The sequence below is a fragment of the Cupriavidus sp. GW822-FHT03E04 genome, assembly GCF_058801495.1.
The window spans coordinates 302,352-318,439 of record NZ_JBXANI010000005.1; the positions used below are offsets into that span (position 1 = coordinate 302,352).

A 16,088-nucleotide genomic window follows, 5' to 3' on the forward strand; every position below is an offset into this window, starting at 1 on the left:
GCGGCGTGGCTGTAACGGCCTGATTCCAAAAGGAAAAAAGTCCATCCCCCCCTCTACCTTCTTTCTACCTTCTTTCTACCAGCGCTCGGCTGTGAACAAGAAGCGTAAGACCTGCAGTCGCCCCACCGCCCTCTGCCTCATGCGTCGACATCGGATGCACAACCTCTTCGCGCGTGTCGGCGTGGCGACCAGAGCGAGACAGGGAGGGATGTTCGGACACGATGTCGCCCGAGGGCTCGATTTCACTCTCGAGGTTGCCGGCGGCGGCCGGATCGCCTGTCGAAACGTGATGGCACCAGGCTAAATCAGCTCTGCCGCCTCTCGTAGCCTCTGGGCCGTTGCGGGTAGGCCGCTGCGCTCCAGCGCCTGTGCGAAATCCTCGGGTGTGGCCTGAGGCTTTTTCCAGCGGGCGCGCATATGCTTGAATGCCGCGATGGCGGCAATAGGCTCCAGATCCCACTGGTGGATGATGAACAGGTCTGGATCGACCACTTCGATACCGTATGCCCCCACGACCTCCTTCGGGAAATCACGGCGGTTGCGGGTGACAATGCAATCCGCGTGCCCCGCAATAGCGGCCGCAAGAACGTGCCTATCGTCTGGATCGGGTAGTTTGTAGTTCCCAACGAGCGGCGCCCAAGCAGCCTCGGGCACTTCCCAGTCAGGCACGGCCTCACGCATGAAGTCGCGCCGGACATCGAGCCGGCCCTTCAGTTCGGGCCTCTGTTCCTCCAGCGCGGCGATCCATTCCTGTTCGATTCGCTGGGTCCATTTGGCAGCGAAGAGCCCCGCCGTAGCCAAGCTCATCAATGAGTCGGTAACGGCGATCGGATAGAGGACACACGCGTCCAGCAGCGCCGTGTAGCGTGCGTATCCCGCCATCAGTAATCCAGACCCAACTCGCGAGCGTTGTCAGCCATACGCTCCAGGGCGGTAGCCTGTTTTTCCCGCATCTTGTTGGCGTACCCGACCAGATCTTCAAAGGCAATCCGTCGATGCGTGCCCACCATGCGGTGAGGCAACTTGCCCTCCTCAATTTCCTTGATAACGAACGGTCGAGACACGTTAAGAAAATGCGCAGCCTCAACAGTGGTGAATTCCCGCTTTGCCGGCATGAGTGTGATCGGCCGACCCTCGCTCATTGCGCCGAGCAGTTGACCAATGAGTTTCAGAGCCGCCGGGGGAACGTCAACAGAGGGGTGCTCGCCCGTATCCGTAGTTAATATGATTGATGCGGCACGCGAATGGTCCAGCGCCTCCATGATGCAGCGCTGCGCGACACGAGCCATCTCCAGCTCGCGCTCCGTCATCGGCGGAGGGGTCACCCCACGAAGTCGATCTACGGTACGCATATGAATTCCTATTTAGGCCTAATGAGTTACTTGCTTGAGGCTACGCTAGCTTTCGGCTTGCGAAAGCTAGCGTAGCTGTTAAACGCAGTAAATGCAATATATGAAACAAAGGAAGCGGCGCAGCAGCAACACCTTGTGAGGCTTTATGGTCTCATATGTATGATAATGTCCTTTATCACATATAAAGGGAGAACCCATGACCACCCGTCGCCCTGCGGCTGCGCAACCGCTTGCCCAGAAACTGCAATTGGACCCAGCGGCGATCAAGCGCGGTATCGCTAGGCTCGGGGAACGCATCGATGAGTTGCGGGCGTTCAATGTCGCCTCGGTGCCCAAAGGGAGCTCACCGGAGCTCACAGCGTTGTCGGCGGCCATACAAGATACGTTGGTGCGGTGCTTTGGTGAAAACACCTCGGCATACAAACGCTTCGAGAATGCAACCGCTCTCAATTTTCGTCCAGGTTTTTTTGGCGGTAACTATCCCCTCCTGGAGCACTATCAGGAGGGCGCACAAAAGAACATTGCTCAAGCCGTTCTGATGTTGCAAGAGGCGCAGCGAGCGCTGAATGAGGATCTGGCGGATGCTACGCAGGAGGTCGCGATGGAGCCGGCGTTTTCGTCACCTGAACCGCTGTCACGGCGTGTATTCGTGGTCCACGGCCACGATGGCGAGGCGCGCGAGATAGTTGCCAGCTTTCTGAGAAAGCTCGATTTCGAACCGATCATCCTGCACGAACAGGCCAATCAGGGGCGCACCGTCATTGAGAAGGTGGAAGCGCACGGCGACGTCGGGTTCGCCGTAGTGCTGCTCACGCCGGACGATGAGGGCTGTGCCAAGGGCGGCGAGCCCGAGCCACGGGCTCGCCAGAACGTGCTGCTCGAACTGGGGTTCTTCATCGGGCGCCTCGGCCGGGACAAGGTGTGCGCGCTCAAGCGGGGCACGCTCGAGATCCCGAGCGACTTCGCCGGGGTGGTGTGGGAAAAGATGGATGACGGAAATGGCTGGAAACTCTCGTTGGCCCGCGAACTCAAGGCAGCTGGTCACGCAGTCGATCTGAACAAGGCTTTCTAGCCGTGAACCAGCTTGTCGCGTTCAACGCCATCCCAACGCCAGCGCTGGTGATCGCGGCTGGCGAGCGCGCCTGGGTCCGGTTTCTCGAGTTTTTCGCCTCGGCAATCCGCAATCCACACACGCGGCGCGCCTACGCGCGCGCGGCCGGTGAGTTCCTGACCTGGTGTGAGGAGGCCGGCGTACCGTCGCTCACCGCGGTCCAGCCACTACACGTCGCCGCCTGGATCGAACGGCAAACGCAAACGCGATCGGCACCGACTGTCAAGCAACAGCTCGCGGCGATCCGCCACCTGTTCGACTGGCTGGTCACCGGCCAAGTGGTGCCGGTCAATCCTGCCGCGTCGGTGCGCGGACCCAGCCACACTGCACGGCAGGGCAAGACGCCGGTGCTCGATGTGGCCGAGGCGCGGCAGTTGCTCGACCGTATCGACGTCAGCACGCCGGTCGGTCTGCGCGACCGCGCGCTGATCGGGCTGATGGTGTTTTCTTTCGCGCGGATTGGCGCCGCGCTAGCAATGCGGGTCGGCGATGTGTATGTCCAAAATCGGCGCCTGTGGGTTCGGTTGCGCGAGAAAGGCGGCAAGCACCACGCCATGCCTTGCCATCATACGTTGGAAGCACATCTGCACGCGTACTTGGAAGGTACCGGCATCGGCGACGACTGGAAAGGCCCCCTGTTCCGCACGATCCAGCGCGGCACCGGCCAACTCAGCGACACCCCGCTGCCACAGGCCAACGCCCATGCGATGGTGCGACGCCGCGCGCTTGCCGCCGGCATCGCGACCCGGATTGGCAACCATACCTTCCGCGCCACCGGGATCACCGCCTATCTGAAGAACGGCGGCACGCTGGAGAACGCCGCCGCGATGGCGAACCACGCCTCGACCCGCACCACGCAACTGTATGACCGGCGCCACGACAGCATCAGCCTAGACGAGGTCGAGCGGATCCGCCTGTAGCCATCATGCGACGGGCGGATGGCCTAAAGCCCCATGCTGAAAATGGCTTTATCAAGAATTGTGGAACGCACTGGCATACGCTCTGCGAACCGCCGACTAACAATGCCGTGGCCTGAAACCCGCGCAATGCGGCGCAGATGGCGATGAGGTTTCCACATAGAAACCTCATTTCGTCGGCACAAATAGATCACTACCAGTAGATCTCCTTGTTGAGATTTATCGCCACCACCTGCAGGCTGATGCTCCTGAAGAACCCATGCCAGTTCGACGGAGCGATAAAGCTCATCCTTCCACCGCCAGAATCCCATACGGGAACCACTGCCCCAGCCAGGCCAGCCGACGTTGCATGTCCCTGTAACTCGGCAATGATGTCCTGCTGGTCAGACGAACTCTTCCGACCGAATGCGCTATCCAGCGGAATGATAATCAGATCCACCCCCTGCTCACGCAGATGCGCAACCTTGAATCTCGGCATATCACCCCCCGTCAGTTCTTCTGTTGCGCAAACACGAGCAGCTGCCACTCGATCTTGCCGAGCCCGGGCGCATGTTGATGGTGATTCTGCGGCGGCAGCGTATGGCCCTTGGCAATCCCGATCTCATCACCACAGACAGCGCACCGATAGATACCCGCGTTTGCCGCTTCACTGCCAGGCGAGTACGTCTTGTCGTACTCGGCACTTTCACCTTTGTTCAAGTACTGACCATGTTTATATTGCGCCACTTAAATTCTCCTCACCGTCTAAAACCGGAAGGACGTCAGATATTGCGCATGCAACTCTGACGAGGCTCCCGAGCTTACGAAGCGCCTGCTTGGACCACGACGCACATCAAAAAAATGCCCTTGAATCACATAATTTGATGTGTCCACATGCGGCCTTCTCTTGCTTACGACGCTGTATCGCGTTATAGATATGAGGCACCAAACAGTAGTTTGCTGCTCGGTGCCCCCCCCACAGGGCGCCTACCACGACCCTTGGCCAGTCCAGCCGTCGAAATCTAGGCTGGTCGAGGGTCTTCTCAAGTCGGCACCCATCGGGCAGGCAAACAATGGATGCCGGCGACTAATAATTTCTGCATTTATCCTCCTTGCTTGGTGGCTGAAAAGATGCTTATGTAGCCCCTGCACTCGTTGTGGCGCCCGCTTGATCGGCGGTGGCCGATTGAGCCACTGCGCCCCTAGTTGCCTCCTGTTGCACGGCTGCTTGATTCGCGGCGGCCCGGGCCTCGCTCTCGGCGATCATTTTGCGAAACGTTTCGACCTCCCCAAACGCTCCAATGTCCGCCATCCGCGCTAGAAATTGACTGTAGAGGCCATCCTGGACTTCGCCCCGCGTTCGCATTATCTCCATCGCTAGATTGGGGTTGAGAAGCAAGACGTAGTGGAAATCTCCGGACGGTCCAGGCTTCGTAAGGATGAACACAAGCTGCTGGAGCCTTCTCATCCGCCGCCGCCACGTATCCACCGCTCGCTCCCCTGCAAAGCCGGCCTCGCTCGCAAAAGTGGCTGGGTTTTCGATAACGATCAAGGGGTGATCAGGAGACCGAGCCCACAAACAGAAGAGCGTATGCCCTGCGGGCTGTCCCTTCGACTGCATGTCGATCGCTTGCATTACGAGCGGAAGTGTTCGCGGGACCGTGGTGTACCCATCATTCCGCTTGCGGCTCCAGGTCCATTGCGCAGGCGTATTCGGGAAATGCAGATCCATCTGCTGTTGAGCCCGCTCAGCCATGTTCAGCCGCTTAGATGCCGCTTGCTTTCCGTTTGCCACCAAGAACTCCTAGCCCGTGTTGATAACTGCATGGTTACATCTTCCGTTGCACCCGGCAACGATTCGAAACGCACATCGTTCCGCTGTACTTAAGCACACAAAAAGTCTTTTTGCTACCATGAAATGGCGATATATTGAGCAATCTCATGGATTCGAAATGCGCGATTACGCACGTTTTTTCATAAAAAGACTTTTACAATCAATTATTTACATTGAAATTGCGGTGCTACAGTGCTCCAATTTTCCCGTGCTCCCATGTGCTCTACGTGCTCTTGGGATATACAAGGGTGCCGAAGAGCCCTCACGGAGCATGAATATTTGAGCAAAGGCGTAAGCTTGGGGCACCTTGCTCCAGGCCTGGATGGTCCGACCCTGGGCAATTGCTTGACGATGGCCCCAGCCGCGTAGCCAGGGCCCTTCTTCACCACCCGATAGCGACAGAACGCGGCATCGCAAATTCTTCCAGTTCTTCGCCGAGCGGAAAAGCGACCACGTAAAGCACAGTTGTGTCGAAGGGTTTCACGTCTGCGTCGCCGTTGAACCTTATCCATTGAAAGCACTGCGGCTGTCGGCGCTCGCCATTGCCTATCCGACGTCCGCGGCTGCCGTTGTCGCGAATGGTGGAGACACCTACGGTGTAGAGCGGGAGAAGTGGCCATGGGGCTTAGCGCTGGGCTTCGATTTTCCGGGAAAGCGCCTTTTGGTTCTGAAGAACACGCGTTTCCTCGAATACAACCCGCTGCGGCTTCCCGATCCGGAAACGGATCTCGCCAATGCACAGACATGCTGGACGCTGATGAAATAGCTGCCCATGCTGTCGTGCCCTTTACGCGCCAAACAATAGGGCCAGCATCGACCGCATCGTGCCAGCCAAGGGTTATACGCAGGGCAACGTTGCCTACATCTGCGCAGACTGCAATTTGCTGAAGGGGACCCGAACAGCGATGCAACTCAGCGCCGCAGCCGACCGCAGCCTCGCTACCGGGGTTGGCAAAGGGGTCCCTGAACGGTACTGGAGCCTAGCGATGTACACCAAGTACCACGCCCATGCAGTATCCGCCGATGACTAAGGAATTATCAAAAGGGACTGCGACAACGTGGGACGCCCTCCCGTCGCACAGGGATCATCCGGACGTCCCCGTACCCCCAGCCACCAAATCGCACTCGTGGGACCACAAGGACGGCGAAGAGTCTACGGGAGCCACGGAGGACGAGGGACCGATCACGCGAAAGGCGCAGGATGCCGCAGCCAAGCTGCTACGGCTGACGGCGGAGGCACGGGACGCGTGGCAACAGCTAGGGGAGGCAATCGGGGAGACGCGCAGTGCCGCCCCACGGGACGCTGTACTGCGGCGGCGATGGTTGGATAATGTCGGATTGGAGGCATATGCGCGGGCACCCCAAATCTCCGCAATGACGTGGTGGGCGAAGAATCGACAGGAAGCCGAGCGAGAGGGCGCTGTCGGTCCCTTCGCCTTTGCGCCCACGTCGATCCGGACAGCCTTCGACAAGAGGAAGTCAAAGCCCATCAAGCGAGACACGTCCGAAGTGGATAGGATCATCGACGCCCTACGCCCCGAAGACATCCTGGCGACGCAATTCACGGCGGAAGACTTCCTACAGGCAGAGGGGGTTGACCTGGAGCGGGAGGTCGCAGCAATGACCCGGAAGGCCCGAAATTGAGGCCGCCCAAGCCGCCCTCCAACGTGTCCGGGCAATGATGAGCTTGGCTGAGAAAGCGGTCGAGATGGCCCATGTCAGAGCGGAACTAGGGAACCCGGACCCGGACAGTGACCCCTGATCCCAAGGGACGAATTGGAGGGTTTTCTTTTTTCCACCTACCCAGTAATAGCGCAGCGATAGACTGCGCCCCCGCAGAGCGCACTCCGACGCCTTGTCAAGTGACGCGCATTCCTCTTCGCTTCCCCTCCCCTTCCGGCCATTTGTCAGGCCTCATGCTATCCTCTGAGGCGAGTTGTGCACTGCGCGAACTACCGAAGAATAATTACGATGAAGATAGACGCGAATTTTCTCTCACAGTTCTGGCCAGGGTTTTATGGCGGCCTCGCGAGTACGGTCCTAGGGGGCATCCTTCTTACTATTATATTTTTCCTTTTTAAGGAGAAATTATTTTCCCTTCCAACAATAGCCGGCGTGTGGGAATGCGAGACCACCGTACAGCACACCGAATACAATCCATACAAGGGTATGAAGGTCTGGTACAGAATAACCCTCCTTCAAACCGGCCCAACCATATCTGGAATGGGTGAAAAGGAACGAGAGATATCCAGAGATGGTTCGCGTCAATATGAAGGCAAGCATCGACGAACGACCGACATCAGTGGAGCAATCACCAAGCGATTTTTTGGCTCAGATGAAGTTGTTATTTTCTGGCGGGAAGATGGAGAACGACGGGAAGTTGCATCCTTTTTTAGGTTGCGAGTATCAGGCTGCAAAAGAAAAGGCGATCTTTGGGGATCTTTTTATACAACTGCGGCTAAGAGCGGTGGAACGGCGTCTTGGAAGCGCATCGCATAAGTGGTGCACATATTTGTACCGATACGGCGCGTGGCTGCTCTGGCTAATCTGCTTCTCGCTATCAAAGACACTCCACCGCAGTGCTACGAAACGCCTGCACAGTAAGGTTCTTTCGATCTACCCATCCATTGAACTGGAAGCCATTGACGAAAGTATGCTGGCGGCCGTCGTGGTAGCCGAAGACCATAGATTCTGGATGCATAAGGGCGTCGATCATGTTGCTTTTTTCCGAGCCACATCTTCTTGCCTCAAGGGACGACGCCAGGGTGGAAGTACTATCGAACAACAGCTCGTTCGCGTGATCAGTGGCGACTATCGGCTGACAATAGGGCGAAAGATAAGGGAGATGGCGCTTGCGGTTCGCGTTTGCGACATTTTGAGCAAGAATGATCTACTGCGTTTGTATCTGCACATTGCCTACCTTGGCAGTGACGCAGAAGGAGTGATTGCTTTGGCTAGAAGATTGGGAATTGATGTCAATGGCGTTTCACTTGAGCAGGCAGCACGTATTGCCGCCTGCCTAAAATATCCCCTCGGAGCAAGTGAAGCACCTCACGCTGCAACGCGCCGAGCAAGGCGAGCCACGTACATCCTCGCAAGATTTAATGCCCTCGGCATCACACGCGAAACACTTCCTAAAGTAGACGGCTCAGCGGCATTCCAGGCGCTGACGCCCTGTGATAGCGTACGCGACACTGTGTCAACCAATACAGCGAAAGCCGCCGACACATCGCCCGCCGGGCCTTGATTTACTGTGGATCACGGGAGGTTCGAATCCTCTCACCCCGACCAGTTTCACGGTCCCCGAGACCGTACAAGAAAGGCCGCACAGCAATGTGCGGCCTTTTTTCATTGGTGCGCCCGGCTCGCCAATCCTGATTCCCGTCCCTTCCCCATCCCCCCGCGCAAGTAGGGTTGCGCCCGTGTCGTGCAAACGGCAACACCCTGTCCGGTGCGCCTTTACAAAAAGTGACCCCGGCGGCAAACTGCCCCGATTCGGGGTCCTAGGCCGCTTGCGGCCAATCGTTTTTTGCCATGACACTTGGTCTAGCTCTTGCACAGAGCCGGCGTATCGCGCCGGCCCTGCTCGCCCAGCTTGAACAGTCGGCACGAGAAAAAAAGTCGCAGCTGATCGACGAGATCATCGCCAGCGGCACCATGACTGCACATGATGTGGCGATCTTCGCGGCTGATAAGTATCAGCTGCCGCTGATCGATCTGAATCAGTACAACCTCAACAAGGTGCCGCCGGCGCTGGCGGGCAATCGCGAGTTCCACGCGCACCGCCTGCTGCCACTGGGCCGGCGCGAGAACCGCCTGGTGCTGGCGTTGTCCGACCCGGGCAACCAGGCCGGGCTGGACGCCATCAAGCAGAAATACAACCTGCCGGTGGAACCCGTCGTGGTCGAGCACGACAAGCTGATGCAATACGTGCGCTCGGCTGCCGACGACAGCGGCGGCACGATCAAGTCGATCGGCCCGGGCCATGTCGAGCGCAAGATGATCGACTATGACCCGGTGGCGTCCGCTGGAGCGCTGCGCAACAAGACCGCGGCCGACATCGACGACGCGCCCGTGGTTCGCTTCCTGCACAAGCTGCTGACCGAAGCCTTCCATCGCGGCGCCTCCGATCTTCACTTCGAGCCGTTCGAGACCTTCTATCGCATCCGCTTCCGGGTGGATGGCGTGCTGCAGGAAGTGGCACGGCCGCCGGTGGACATCCGCGACAAGATCTCCACCCGGATCAAGGTGCTGTCGCGCCTGGACATCTCGGAAAAGCGCGTGCCGCAAGACGGCCGCATGAAGCTGCTGATCGCGCTGCCCAAGGAAAAGGGCGGCGACAAAGACGGCAAGGACGGCAAGGAGCCCAAGGAAACCGTGGAGAAGGCGATCGACTTCCGCGTCTCCACGCTGCCGACGCTGTTCGGCGAGAAGATCGTGATCCGGATCCTGGAGTCGTCGTCCGACAAGCTCGACATCGACCAGCTCGGCTACGAGCCGGCGCAAAAGGCGCTGTTGCTGGACGTGATCAAGCGCCCCTACGGCATGGTGCTGGTGACCGGCCCCACCGGCAGCGGCAAGACGGTGTCGCTGTACACCTTCCTGAACCGGCTGAACCAGGGCGACATCAATATTTCGACCGCCGAGGATCCGGCGGAAATCCAATTGCCGGGCATCAACCAGGTCAACGTCAACGAAAAAGCCGGTCTGACCTTCTCCGCCGCGCTGCGTTCCTTCCTGCGCCAGGATCCCGACATCATCATGGTCGGCGAAATCCGCGACCTGGAAACCGCCGATATCTCGATCAAGGCGGCACAGACTGGTCACCTGGTGTTCTCGACGCTGCATACCAACGACGCGCCGACCACGCTCACGCGCCTGATGAACATGGGTGTCGCGCCCTTCAATATCGCGTCGAGCGTGCTGATGATCACCGCGCAGCGGCTTGCGCGGCGGCTGTGCACCTGCAAGCGCCCCGGAGAGCTGGCGCGCGAGGTGCTGGCCGACGCCGGCTTCCAGGACGAGGACCTCGACGGCAGCTGGCAGCCTTACCACCCGGTCGGGTGCGAGCGCTGCAACGGCAGCGGCTACAAGGGCCGCTGCGGCATCTACCAGGTGATGCCGATCACCGAGCCGATGCAGCAGATCATCCTCGCGCATGGCACGGCACTGGAGATCGCCGAACAAGCGCGTAAAGATGGCGTGCTATCGTTGCGCGAAGCTGGCCTGGCCAAGGTGAAGCAGGGTCTCACCTCGCTCGAAGAAGTGCTGGCCACAACAAATATGTAAAACAACAAAAGATGTCATTAGGGGTCAATCATGGCGACACGCGCACCAGCCGCAGCCGCTCGCAAGGCGGCCGCGCCCAAGGGGAAACCAGGGCGTAAAGCGCCCACGCAGTACCTGTTCGAGTGGGAAGGCAAGGACCGCAAGGGCAAGGCGTTCTCGGGAGAGCTGCGCGCGCAGAGCCAGGCCGAGGTCAATGCCACGCTGCGAAAGCAGGGGCTGACGGTCGTCAAGCTGAAAAAGCGGCGGGCCGCGCGCGGGAAGAAGATTACCCAGAAGGACATCGCATACTTCACGCGCCAGCTCTCCACCATGCTCAAGGCGGGCATCCCGCTGCTGCAATCGATCGACATCATTGCGCGCGGGCATGCCAACCCCAACTTCACCCAGTTGCTGTCCGAGATCCGCTTTGACATCGAATCCGGCAGCAGCATGGCGCAGGCCTTCCGCCGCCATCCGCGCTACTTCGACACGCTCTACTGCAACCTGATCGATGCCGGCGAGCAGGGCGGTATCCTGGATGCCCTGCTGGAGCGCTTGTCGCTCTATATGGAAAAGACCATCGCGCTGAAGAGCCAGATCAAGTCGGCCATGATCTACCCGATCGCCGTGCTGACCGTGGCCTTCGCGGTGACGGTCATCCTGATGATCTTCGTGATCCCGGCGTTCAAGGGCGTGTTCTCCAGCTTCGGCGCCAACCTGCCGGCGCCGACCCTGGTCGTGATCGCCATGTCGGACTTCTTCGTCGACAATTGGTACCTGATCATCGGCGCGCCGATCATCGGCATCACGATGTATATACGCGGGCTAAAACGCTCGGAGAAGGTCCAGCGCGCCAGCGACCGCCTGCTGCTCAAGCTGCCGATCTTCGGCTCGCTGTTCCGCAAGGCGGTGATCGCCCGCTGGACCCGCACGCTTGCCACCATGTTCGCCGCCGGCACGCCGCTGGTAGAGTCGATGGAATCGGTCGCCGGCGCCGCCGGCAACTGGGTCTACTACGACGCCACCAAGGAAATCGAGCAATCGGTGCGCATCGGTACCAGCCTCACCAACGCCATGCAAGCCACCCATGTCTTCGACAGCATGGTGCTGCAGATGACGCAGATCGGCGAGGAGTCCGGCGCGCTGGACAATATGCTGCTGAAGGTGGCGGAGTTCTACGAGCGCGAGGTCGATGACGCTGTGGCCGCCATCTCCAGCCTGATCGAGCCGCTGATCATCGTGATCCTGGGCGTGCTGATTGGCGGCATGGTAGTGGCAATGTATCTTCCGATCTTCAAACTGGGACAGGTGGTGTAAGGCATGTGGCTGTTTTCCGCGGATGGCGCCAGTGGCGCGATTTCTTCACTGGCTGCCCCCGCGCAGACCATTGCAGAGCTGGCGGCGCTGCCGCCCTGGTTCCTGGTCGCCGCCGCCGCGCTGATCGGCTTGCTGGTCGGCAGCTTCCTCAACGTGGTGGTGCACCGCCTGCCGCGCATGATGGAGCATGACGAAGCCAATTACATCGCGTCGCTGCGCGACGACCCGATCCCCCACCCCGAGCCCTACAACCTGATGGTGCCGCGCTCGGCGTGCCCGCACTGCGGACACGCCATCGGCGCGCTAGAGAACATCCCGGTACTGAGCTACCTGTTCCTGCGCGGGCGCTGCTCATCGTGCGCCGCGCCCATCGGTGCGCGCTATCCGCTGGTGGAAGCGGGCACCGCGCTGCTCACCGCGCTGGCCGCCGCGCACTTTGGCCCGACCTGGCAGGCTCTCGCGGCCATCGCCCTGATCTGGGCCCTGATCGCCCTCACCCTGATCGACGCCGACACGCAGCTACTGCCCGACCAGATCACGCTGCCGCTGGTATGGCTGGGCCTGCTGCTCAATCTCGGCGGGCTGTTCGCGCCGCTGGCGGATGCCGTGATCGGCGCGGCCGCCGGCTACCTGCTGCTGTGGACGGTGTACTGGATCTTCAAGCTGGTGCGGGGCAAGGAAGGCATGGGCTATGGCGACTTCAAGCTGATGGGCGCGCTGGGCGCCTGGTTCGGCTGGCAGGCCCTGCCGGCGCTGGTGCTGCTCTCCTCCGTGGTGGGGCTGGTTTTCGCGCTTGCCAATATCGCGCTGCGCCGTCAGGATCGCGATACGCACTTCGCCTTCGGCCCTTATATCGCCGGAGCCGGGCTGCTTGTGCTGTTCTTTGGGCCCAATGTGCTGCCGCTGGGCATTGCGGGCTGAACGGGCGCCGGCCGCCGGCCGCCCTAAGGCTGCCTTTATCACACCCACAGCAAGCTTCGAGACCTACATGCTGCAAATCGGACTGACCGGAGGCATCGGTTCTGGCAAGACCCGCGTGGCGGACCTGTTCGCCGCGCGCGGTGCCGCTCTGATCGACACCGACCTGCTCGCGCACGAGATCACCGCGCCGGGCGGGCTGGCCATCCCTGCCCTGCTGGAAGCCTTTGGCCCCGCCTGCCTGCGCGCCGACGGCGCCATGGACCGCAATGCCATGCGCGAGCTGGTGTTCTCGGACCCCGCGGCCAAGGCCCGGCTGGAGGGCATCACCCACCCCCTGATCCGCCAGTTGACCGAGGCGCGCGCCGCCGCGATCCGCGCCTCCGGACTGCATCCCTACCTGATCTACGTGGTCCCGCTGCTGGTCGAGTCGGGCTCATGGCGCGCGCGGGTGGACCGGGTGCTGGTGGTGGATTGCAGCGAGGCCACGCAGGTTGCGCGGGTCATGGCACGCAACGGCTTTTCCCAGGGCCAGGTCGAGGCCATCATGGCCAGGCAGGCCAGGCGCAGCGAACGCCTGGCCGCCGCCGATGACGTGGTCGACAACGAGGGTCCGCCGCAAGCCCTGCCCGCCCAGGTGGATCGCCTGGACCAGTTGTACCGCACCCTGGCTGGCGCCTGGGCAGCCACGGGCTGAATGACTGGCCGCATCCGGCACCATCTTTGTGCAGTGCTGCATGCGGCACCCTAAGTCGGCTGTTTCATTGTCCTGTTTGGCGGTCTCGCATAGAATGCGCTGGAATCACGCGGGAAATGGCCGCATACTGCCAATATTGCGGGCCCAGGCCGATTCAAATCGCGCAGGCCCGGATACACCGGAAGCCTCGCCGCTCCGGCAATGCCGCCCGGGTCAGATTGCCCACCCGCCAACCCGCCCTGTTGCACGGATACACCCATTGATTCTGTACGAATATCCTTTTAACGAACGCATCAGGACTCTCCTGCGCCTGGAAGACCTGTTCGATCGGCTGGATTATTTTCTCGGTCAGGATCACGCCCTGCAGCATCACGTGGCGTTGACGACGCTGTTCGAGATTATCGACGTCGCCGGCCGCGCAGACCTGAAGACCGACCTGCTCAAGGAACTGGAACGCCAGCGCCAGGCGCTTGCCGCGCTGCGCGCCAATCCGCAGATCGACCAGGGCGCGCTGGATGGCGTCATCAGCGAGATCGAGCAGGCGATGACCCAGCTCAACCAGACGGTTGGCAAGGCCGGCCAGTTGCTGACCGATAACGAGTGGCTGACCAGCATCCGCAGCCGCGCCATCATCCCTGGCGGCACCTGCGAGTTCGACCTGCCGGCGTATTACGCCTGGCAGCACCGTCCGGCCGAAGAACGCCGCTCGGACATCCTCAAGTGGGCGCGCCCGCTGGTGGCGCTGCGCTTAGGCACCAACACCGTGTTGCGCCTGCTGCGCGAGTCCGGCCAGAGCGGCAAGGTCATCGCCACCGGCGGCAGCTACCAGCAGATGCTGTCCGGTCGCAGCTACCAGCTGATGCAGGTGCTGCTGGATGAATCGCTGCTGGCCTTCATCCCCGAGATGAGCGCCAACAAGTACATGCTGTGGGTCCGTTTCACGCAGCAGGATGGCGACTTGCGTCCCCGTTCGGTCGACGCCGACATCCCCTTCCTGCTCAAGCTCTGCAATTTCTGAAGCAATGACAACCGTAGTCAAATGCCCCACCTGCGGCACGGACGTGGCCTGGGTACCCGAGAGTAAATTCCGTCCCTTCTGCTCGAACCGCTGCAAGCAGATCGACCTGGGCGCGTGGGCGTCCGAGAAATACGTGATTGGCGGCAAACCCGGCGAGGAGCCCTCGCCGGACGAGCAAGACGAGGACTAAGCACCGCGCCACCGTTGCGGCCTCGACGGCCCTGACGACGGCCCCGACGGTTCAGGCGGTGCCGCTCTCGGCAGCCAGCCAGTCCACCACGGGGATCGTAGCGGGCAGCAAGGGGCCCACGTCCACCGGCGCCGATTGCCACGAGAAGGCCTGGCCCTCGCGGCCGACCAGTTCGCCCGTCCACACAGTGACCTTGCAGAAATGCAGGCGCACATAGGCATGCGGGTAATCATGCTCCAGCACGTGCCAGCGCACGCTGGCGCCGACCTCGATGCCGAGCTCCTCATGCAGCTCGCGCGCCAGTGCGTCTTCGACTGATTCGCCCGGTTCCAGCTTGCCGCCCGGGAACTCCCAGTAGCCTTCATAGGGCTTGCCCGCCGGCCGCTGGGCCAGCAGGAAGCGCCCGTCGGGCTGCACCAGCACGCCAACGGCAACCTCGGTCACCTTGCGCGCCGGCGCCGCTGCATCGGTCACCTGCGATGCCTCGCTCATGCCTTGCCGTCCTGCGCCGAGGCCATATAAGGCTTGCCATGCTTGCCGCCCCAGTCGCGGGCGAACTGCCAGGCCACCCGGCCCGAGCGCGAGCCGCGTTCCAGCGCCCACACCAGCGCATCGCCACGTGCAGCGGAGATGTCTTCGGCACTGCAGCCAAAGTGCCCGAGCCAGTGGCCGACGATGGCCAGGTACTCGTCCTGCTTGGGCGGGTAGAACGACAGCCACAGCCCGAAGCGCTCGGACAGCGAGATCTTTTCCTCCACCACCTCGCCGGGATGGATCTCGCCATCGTCGGTGTGCCGGTAGGTCTCGTTGTCCTTCATGTACTCGGGCAGCAGATGGCGGCGGTTGGAGGTGGCGTAGATCAGCACATTGTCCGACTGCGCGGCCACCGAGCCGTCCAGCGCCGACTTCAGCGACTTGTAGCCCGACTCGCCCTCTTCGAATGACAGGTCGTCGCAAAAGATGGCAAAACGCTCGGGACGCCCCGACAACTGCTCGACGATATCGCCGAGGTCGCCCAGGTCATCCTTGTCCACTTCCACCAGGCGCAGGCCATCCTTGACGAAGGCATTGAGGCAGGCCTTGATCAGCGAGGACTTGCCGGTGCCGCGCGCGCCCGTCAGCAACACGTTGTTGGCCGGCAGGCGCTGCACGAACTGGCGCGTATTGGCCACGATGGCATCCTTCTGCCGCTCGATGTTCTTCAGGTCGTCGAGATGGATCGGCGGCAGCTGGCGGATCGCCTGCAGGTAGCCGATGTTGCCGAACAGGCTCTGCCGCTTGCGCCAGCGGAAGGCGACGGCCTGCTCCCAGTCAGCGTCGGTCAGCTGGGGCGGCAGCCATTGTTCAAGGCGGGCGAGGAAACTATCGAGGCGGGCAGCAAGGTCTGACATGGCGGCTTGGTGGAAATGCGGATCGTTGGCAGGAGGGCGAGCGGCTGGCGTGCCGTGCCCGCGCTGGCGGGAGCGGCACGCACGCAACGCGTGCCT

At 61.2% G+C, this 16,088-nt stretch carries 16 protein-coding genes; 10 read left to right on the top strand and 6 right to left on the bottom strand.

Features of this window, described 5'->3' with window-relative positions:
• Positions 1-300: 300 nt before the first annotated feature.
• Positions 301-882 (bottom strand): VapC50 family PIN domain-containing toxin, encoded by a 582-nt coding sequence (locus AC1RQC_RS08935; RefSeq protein WP_492882975.1) that lies wholly within the window; start codon positions 880-882, stop codon positions 301-303.
• The gene (locus AC1RQC_RS08940) at positions 882-1,352 is read right to left on the bottom strand and encodes an excisionase family DNA-binding protein (RefSeq protein ID WP_492882977.1); all 471 of its coding nucleotides are present in this window, start codon (positions 1,350-1,352) and stop codon (positions 882-884) included. Before AC1RQC_RS08940 ends, AC1RQC_RS08935 begins: the two co-directional genes overlap by 1 nt.
• 196 nt (positions 1,353-1,548) lie before the next feature.
• Between AC1RQC_RS08940 and AC1RQC_RS08945 the strand changes: the two genes are divergently transcribed.
• Both AC1RQC_RS08945 and AC1RQC_RS08950 read left to right on the top strand, forming a co-directional pair.
• The gene (locus AC1RQC_RS08945) at positions 1,549-2,424 is read left to right on the top strand and encodes a TIR domain-containing protein (protein WP_492882979.1); all 876 of its coding nucleotides are present in this window, start codon (positions 1,549-1,551) and stop codon (positions 2,422-2,424) included.
• 2 nt (positions 2,425-2,426) lie between these two features.
• Complete coding sequence (locus AC1RQC_RS08950) at positions 2,427-3,383, top strand: tyrosine-type recombinase/integrase (RefSeq protein ID WP_492882981.1); 957 nt, start codon at positions 2,427-2,429, stop codon at positions 3,381-3,383.
• Positions 3,384-3,573: 190 nt separating this feature from the next.
• Here AC1RQC_RS08950 and AC1RQC_RS08955 read toward each other — a convergent pair whose 3' ends face one another.
• Together AC1RQC_RS08955 and AC1RQC_RS08960 are read right to left on the bottom strand one after the other, a co-directional pair.
• Positions 3,574-3,858: a hypothetical protein gene (locus tag AC1RQC_RS08955; RefSeq protein WP_492882983.1), complete on the bottom strand. Its 285-nt coding sequence runs from the start codon at positions 3,856-3,858 to the stop codon at positions 3,574-3,576.
• 11 nt (positions 3,859-3,869) lie between these two features.
• The gene (locus AC1RQC_RS08960; protein WP_492882985.1) at positions 3,870-4,106 is read right to left on the bottom strand and encodes a hypothetical protein; all 237 of its coding nucleotides are present in this window, start codon (positions 4,104-4,106) and stop codon (positions 3,870-3,872) included.
• A 1,598-nt stretch (positions 4,107-5,704) separates the two neighbouring features.
• Between AC1RQC_RS08960 and AC1RQC_RS08965 the strand changes: the two genes are divergently transcribed.
• The 8 genes from AC1RQC_RS08965 (at position 5,705) to AC1RQC_RS09000 (ending at position 14,601) form a co-directional block, all read left to right on the top strand.
• Positions 5,705-5,959: a hypothetical protein gene (locus AC1RQC_RS08965; protein ID WP_492882987.1), complete on the top strand. Its 255-nt coding sequence runs from the start codon at positions 5,705-5,707 to the stop codon at positions 5,957-5,959.
• A gap of 1,488 nt (positions 5,960-7,447) precedes the next feature.
• Positions 7,448-8,440 carry a biosynthetic peptidoglycan transglycosylase gene (locus AC1RQC_RS08970; protein WP_492882989.1) on the top strand — a complete coding sequence of 331 codons (993 nt, stop codon included), beginning with the start codon at positions 7,448-7,450 and terminating at the stop codon, positions 8,438-8,440.
• Between the two features lie 287 nt (positions 8,441-8,727).
• On the top strand, positions 8,728-10,482 hold the full coding sequence (gene pilB, locus AC1RQC_RS08975; RefSeq protein ID WP_492829102.1) for a type IV-A pilus assembly ATPase PilB: 1,755 nt from the start codon (positions 8,728-8,730) through the stop codon (positions 10,480-10,482).
• Between the two features lie 30 nt (positions 10,483-10,512).
• Entirely contained in the window at positions 10,513-11,778 is a 1,266-nt protein-coding gene (locus AC1RQC_RS08980; protein ID WP_492376805.1) for a type II secretion system F family protein, read from the top strand.
• 3 nt (positions 11,779-11,781) lie between these two features.
• A complete protein-coding gene (locus tag AC1RQC_RS08985; protein WP_492376804.1) occupies positions 11,782-12,699 on the top strand; it encodes a prepilin peptidase in 918 nt (305 codons plus the stop codon).
• Between the two features lie 67 nt (positions 12,700-12,766).
• Positions 12,767-13,393, top strand: coding sequence for a dephospho-CoA kinase (coaE, locus tag AC1RQC_RS08990; protein ID WP_492376803.1), 627 nt, complete (start codon positions 12,767-12,769; stop codon positions 13,391-13,393).
• 259 nt (positions 13,394-13,652) lie between these two features.
• Entirely contained in the window at positions 13,653-14,411 is a 759-nt protein-coding gene (zapD, locus tag AC1RQC_RS08995) for a cell division protein ZapD (RefSeq protein WP_492374434.1), read from the top strand.
• 4 nt (positions 14,412-14,415) lie between these two features.
• Positions 14,416-14,601: a DNA gyrase inhibitor YacG gene (locus AC1RQC_RS09000; RefSeq protein ID WP_043349767.1), complete on the top strand. Its 186-nt coding sequence runs from the start codon at positions 14,416-14,418 to the stop codon at positions 14,599-14,601.
• Positions 14,602-14,652: 51 nt separating this feature from the next.
• Here AC1RQC_RS09000 and AC1RQC_RS09005 read toward each other — a convergent pair whose 3' ends face one another.
• Entirely contained in the window at positions 14,653-15,093 is a 441-nt protein-coding gene (locus AC1RQC_RS09005; RefSeq protein ID WP_492808076.1) for an NUDIX domain-containing protein, read from the bottom strand.
• Complete coding sequence (locus AC1RQC_RS09010) at positions 15,090-15,992, bottom strand: ATP-binding protein (protein WP_492374436.1); 903 nt, start codon at positions 15,990-15,992, stop codon at positions 15,090-15,092. The genes AC1RQC_RS09005 and AC1RQC_RS09010 overlap by 4 nt, the downstream gene beginning before the upstream one ends.
• Between the last annotated feature and the right edge of the window lie 96 nt (positions 15,993-16,088).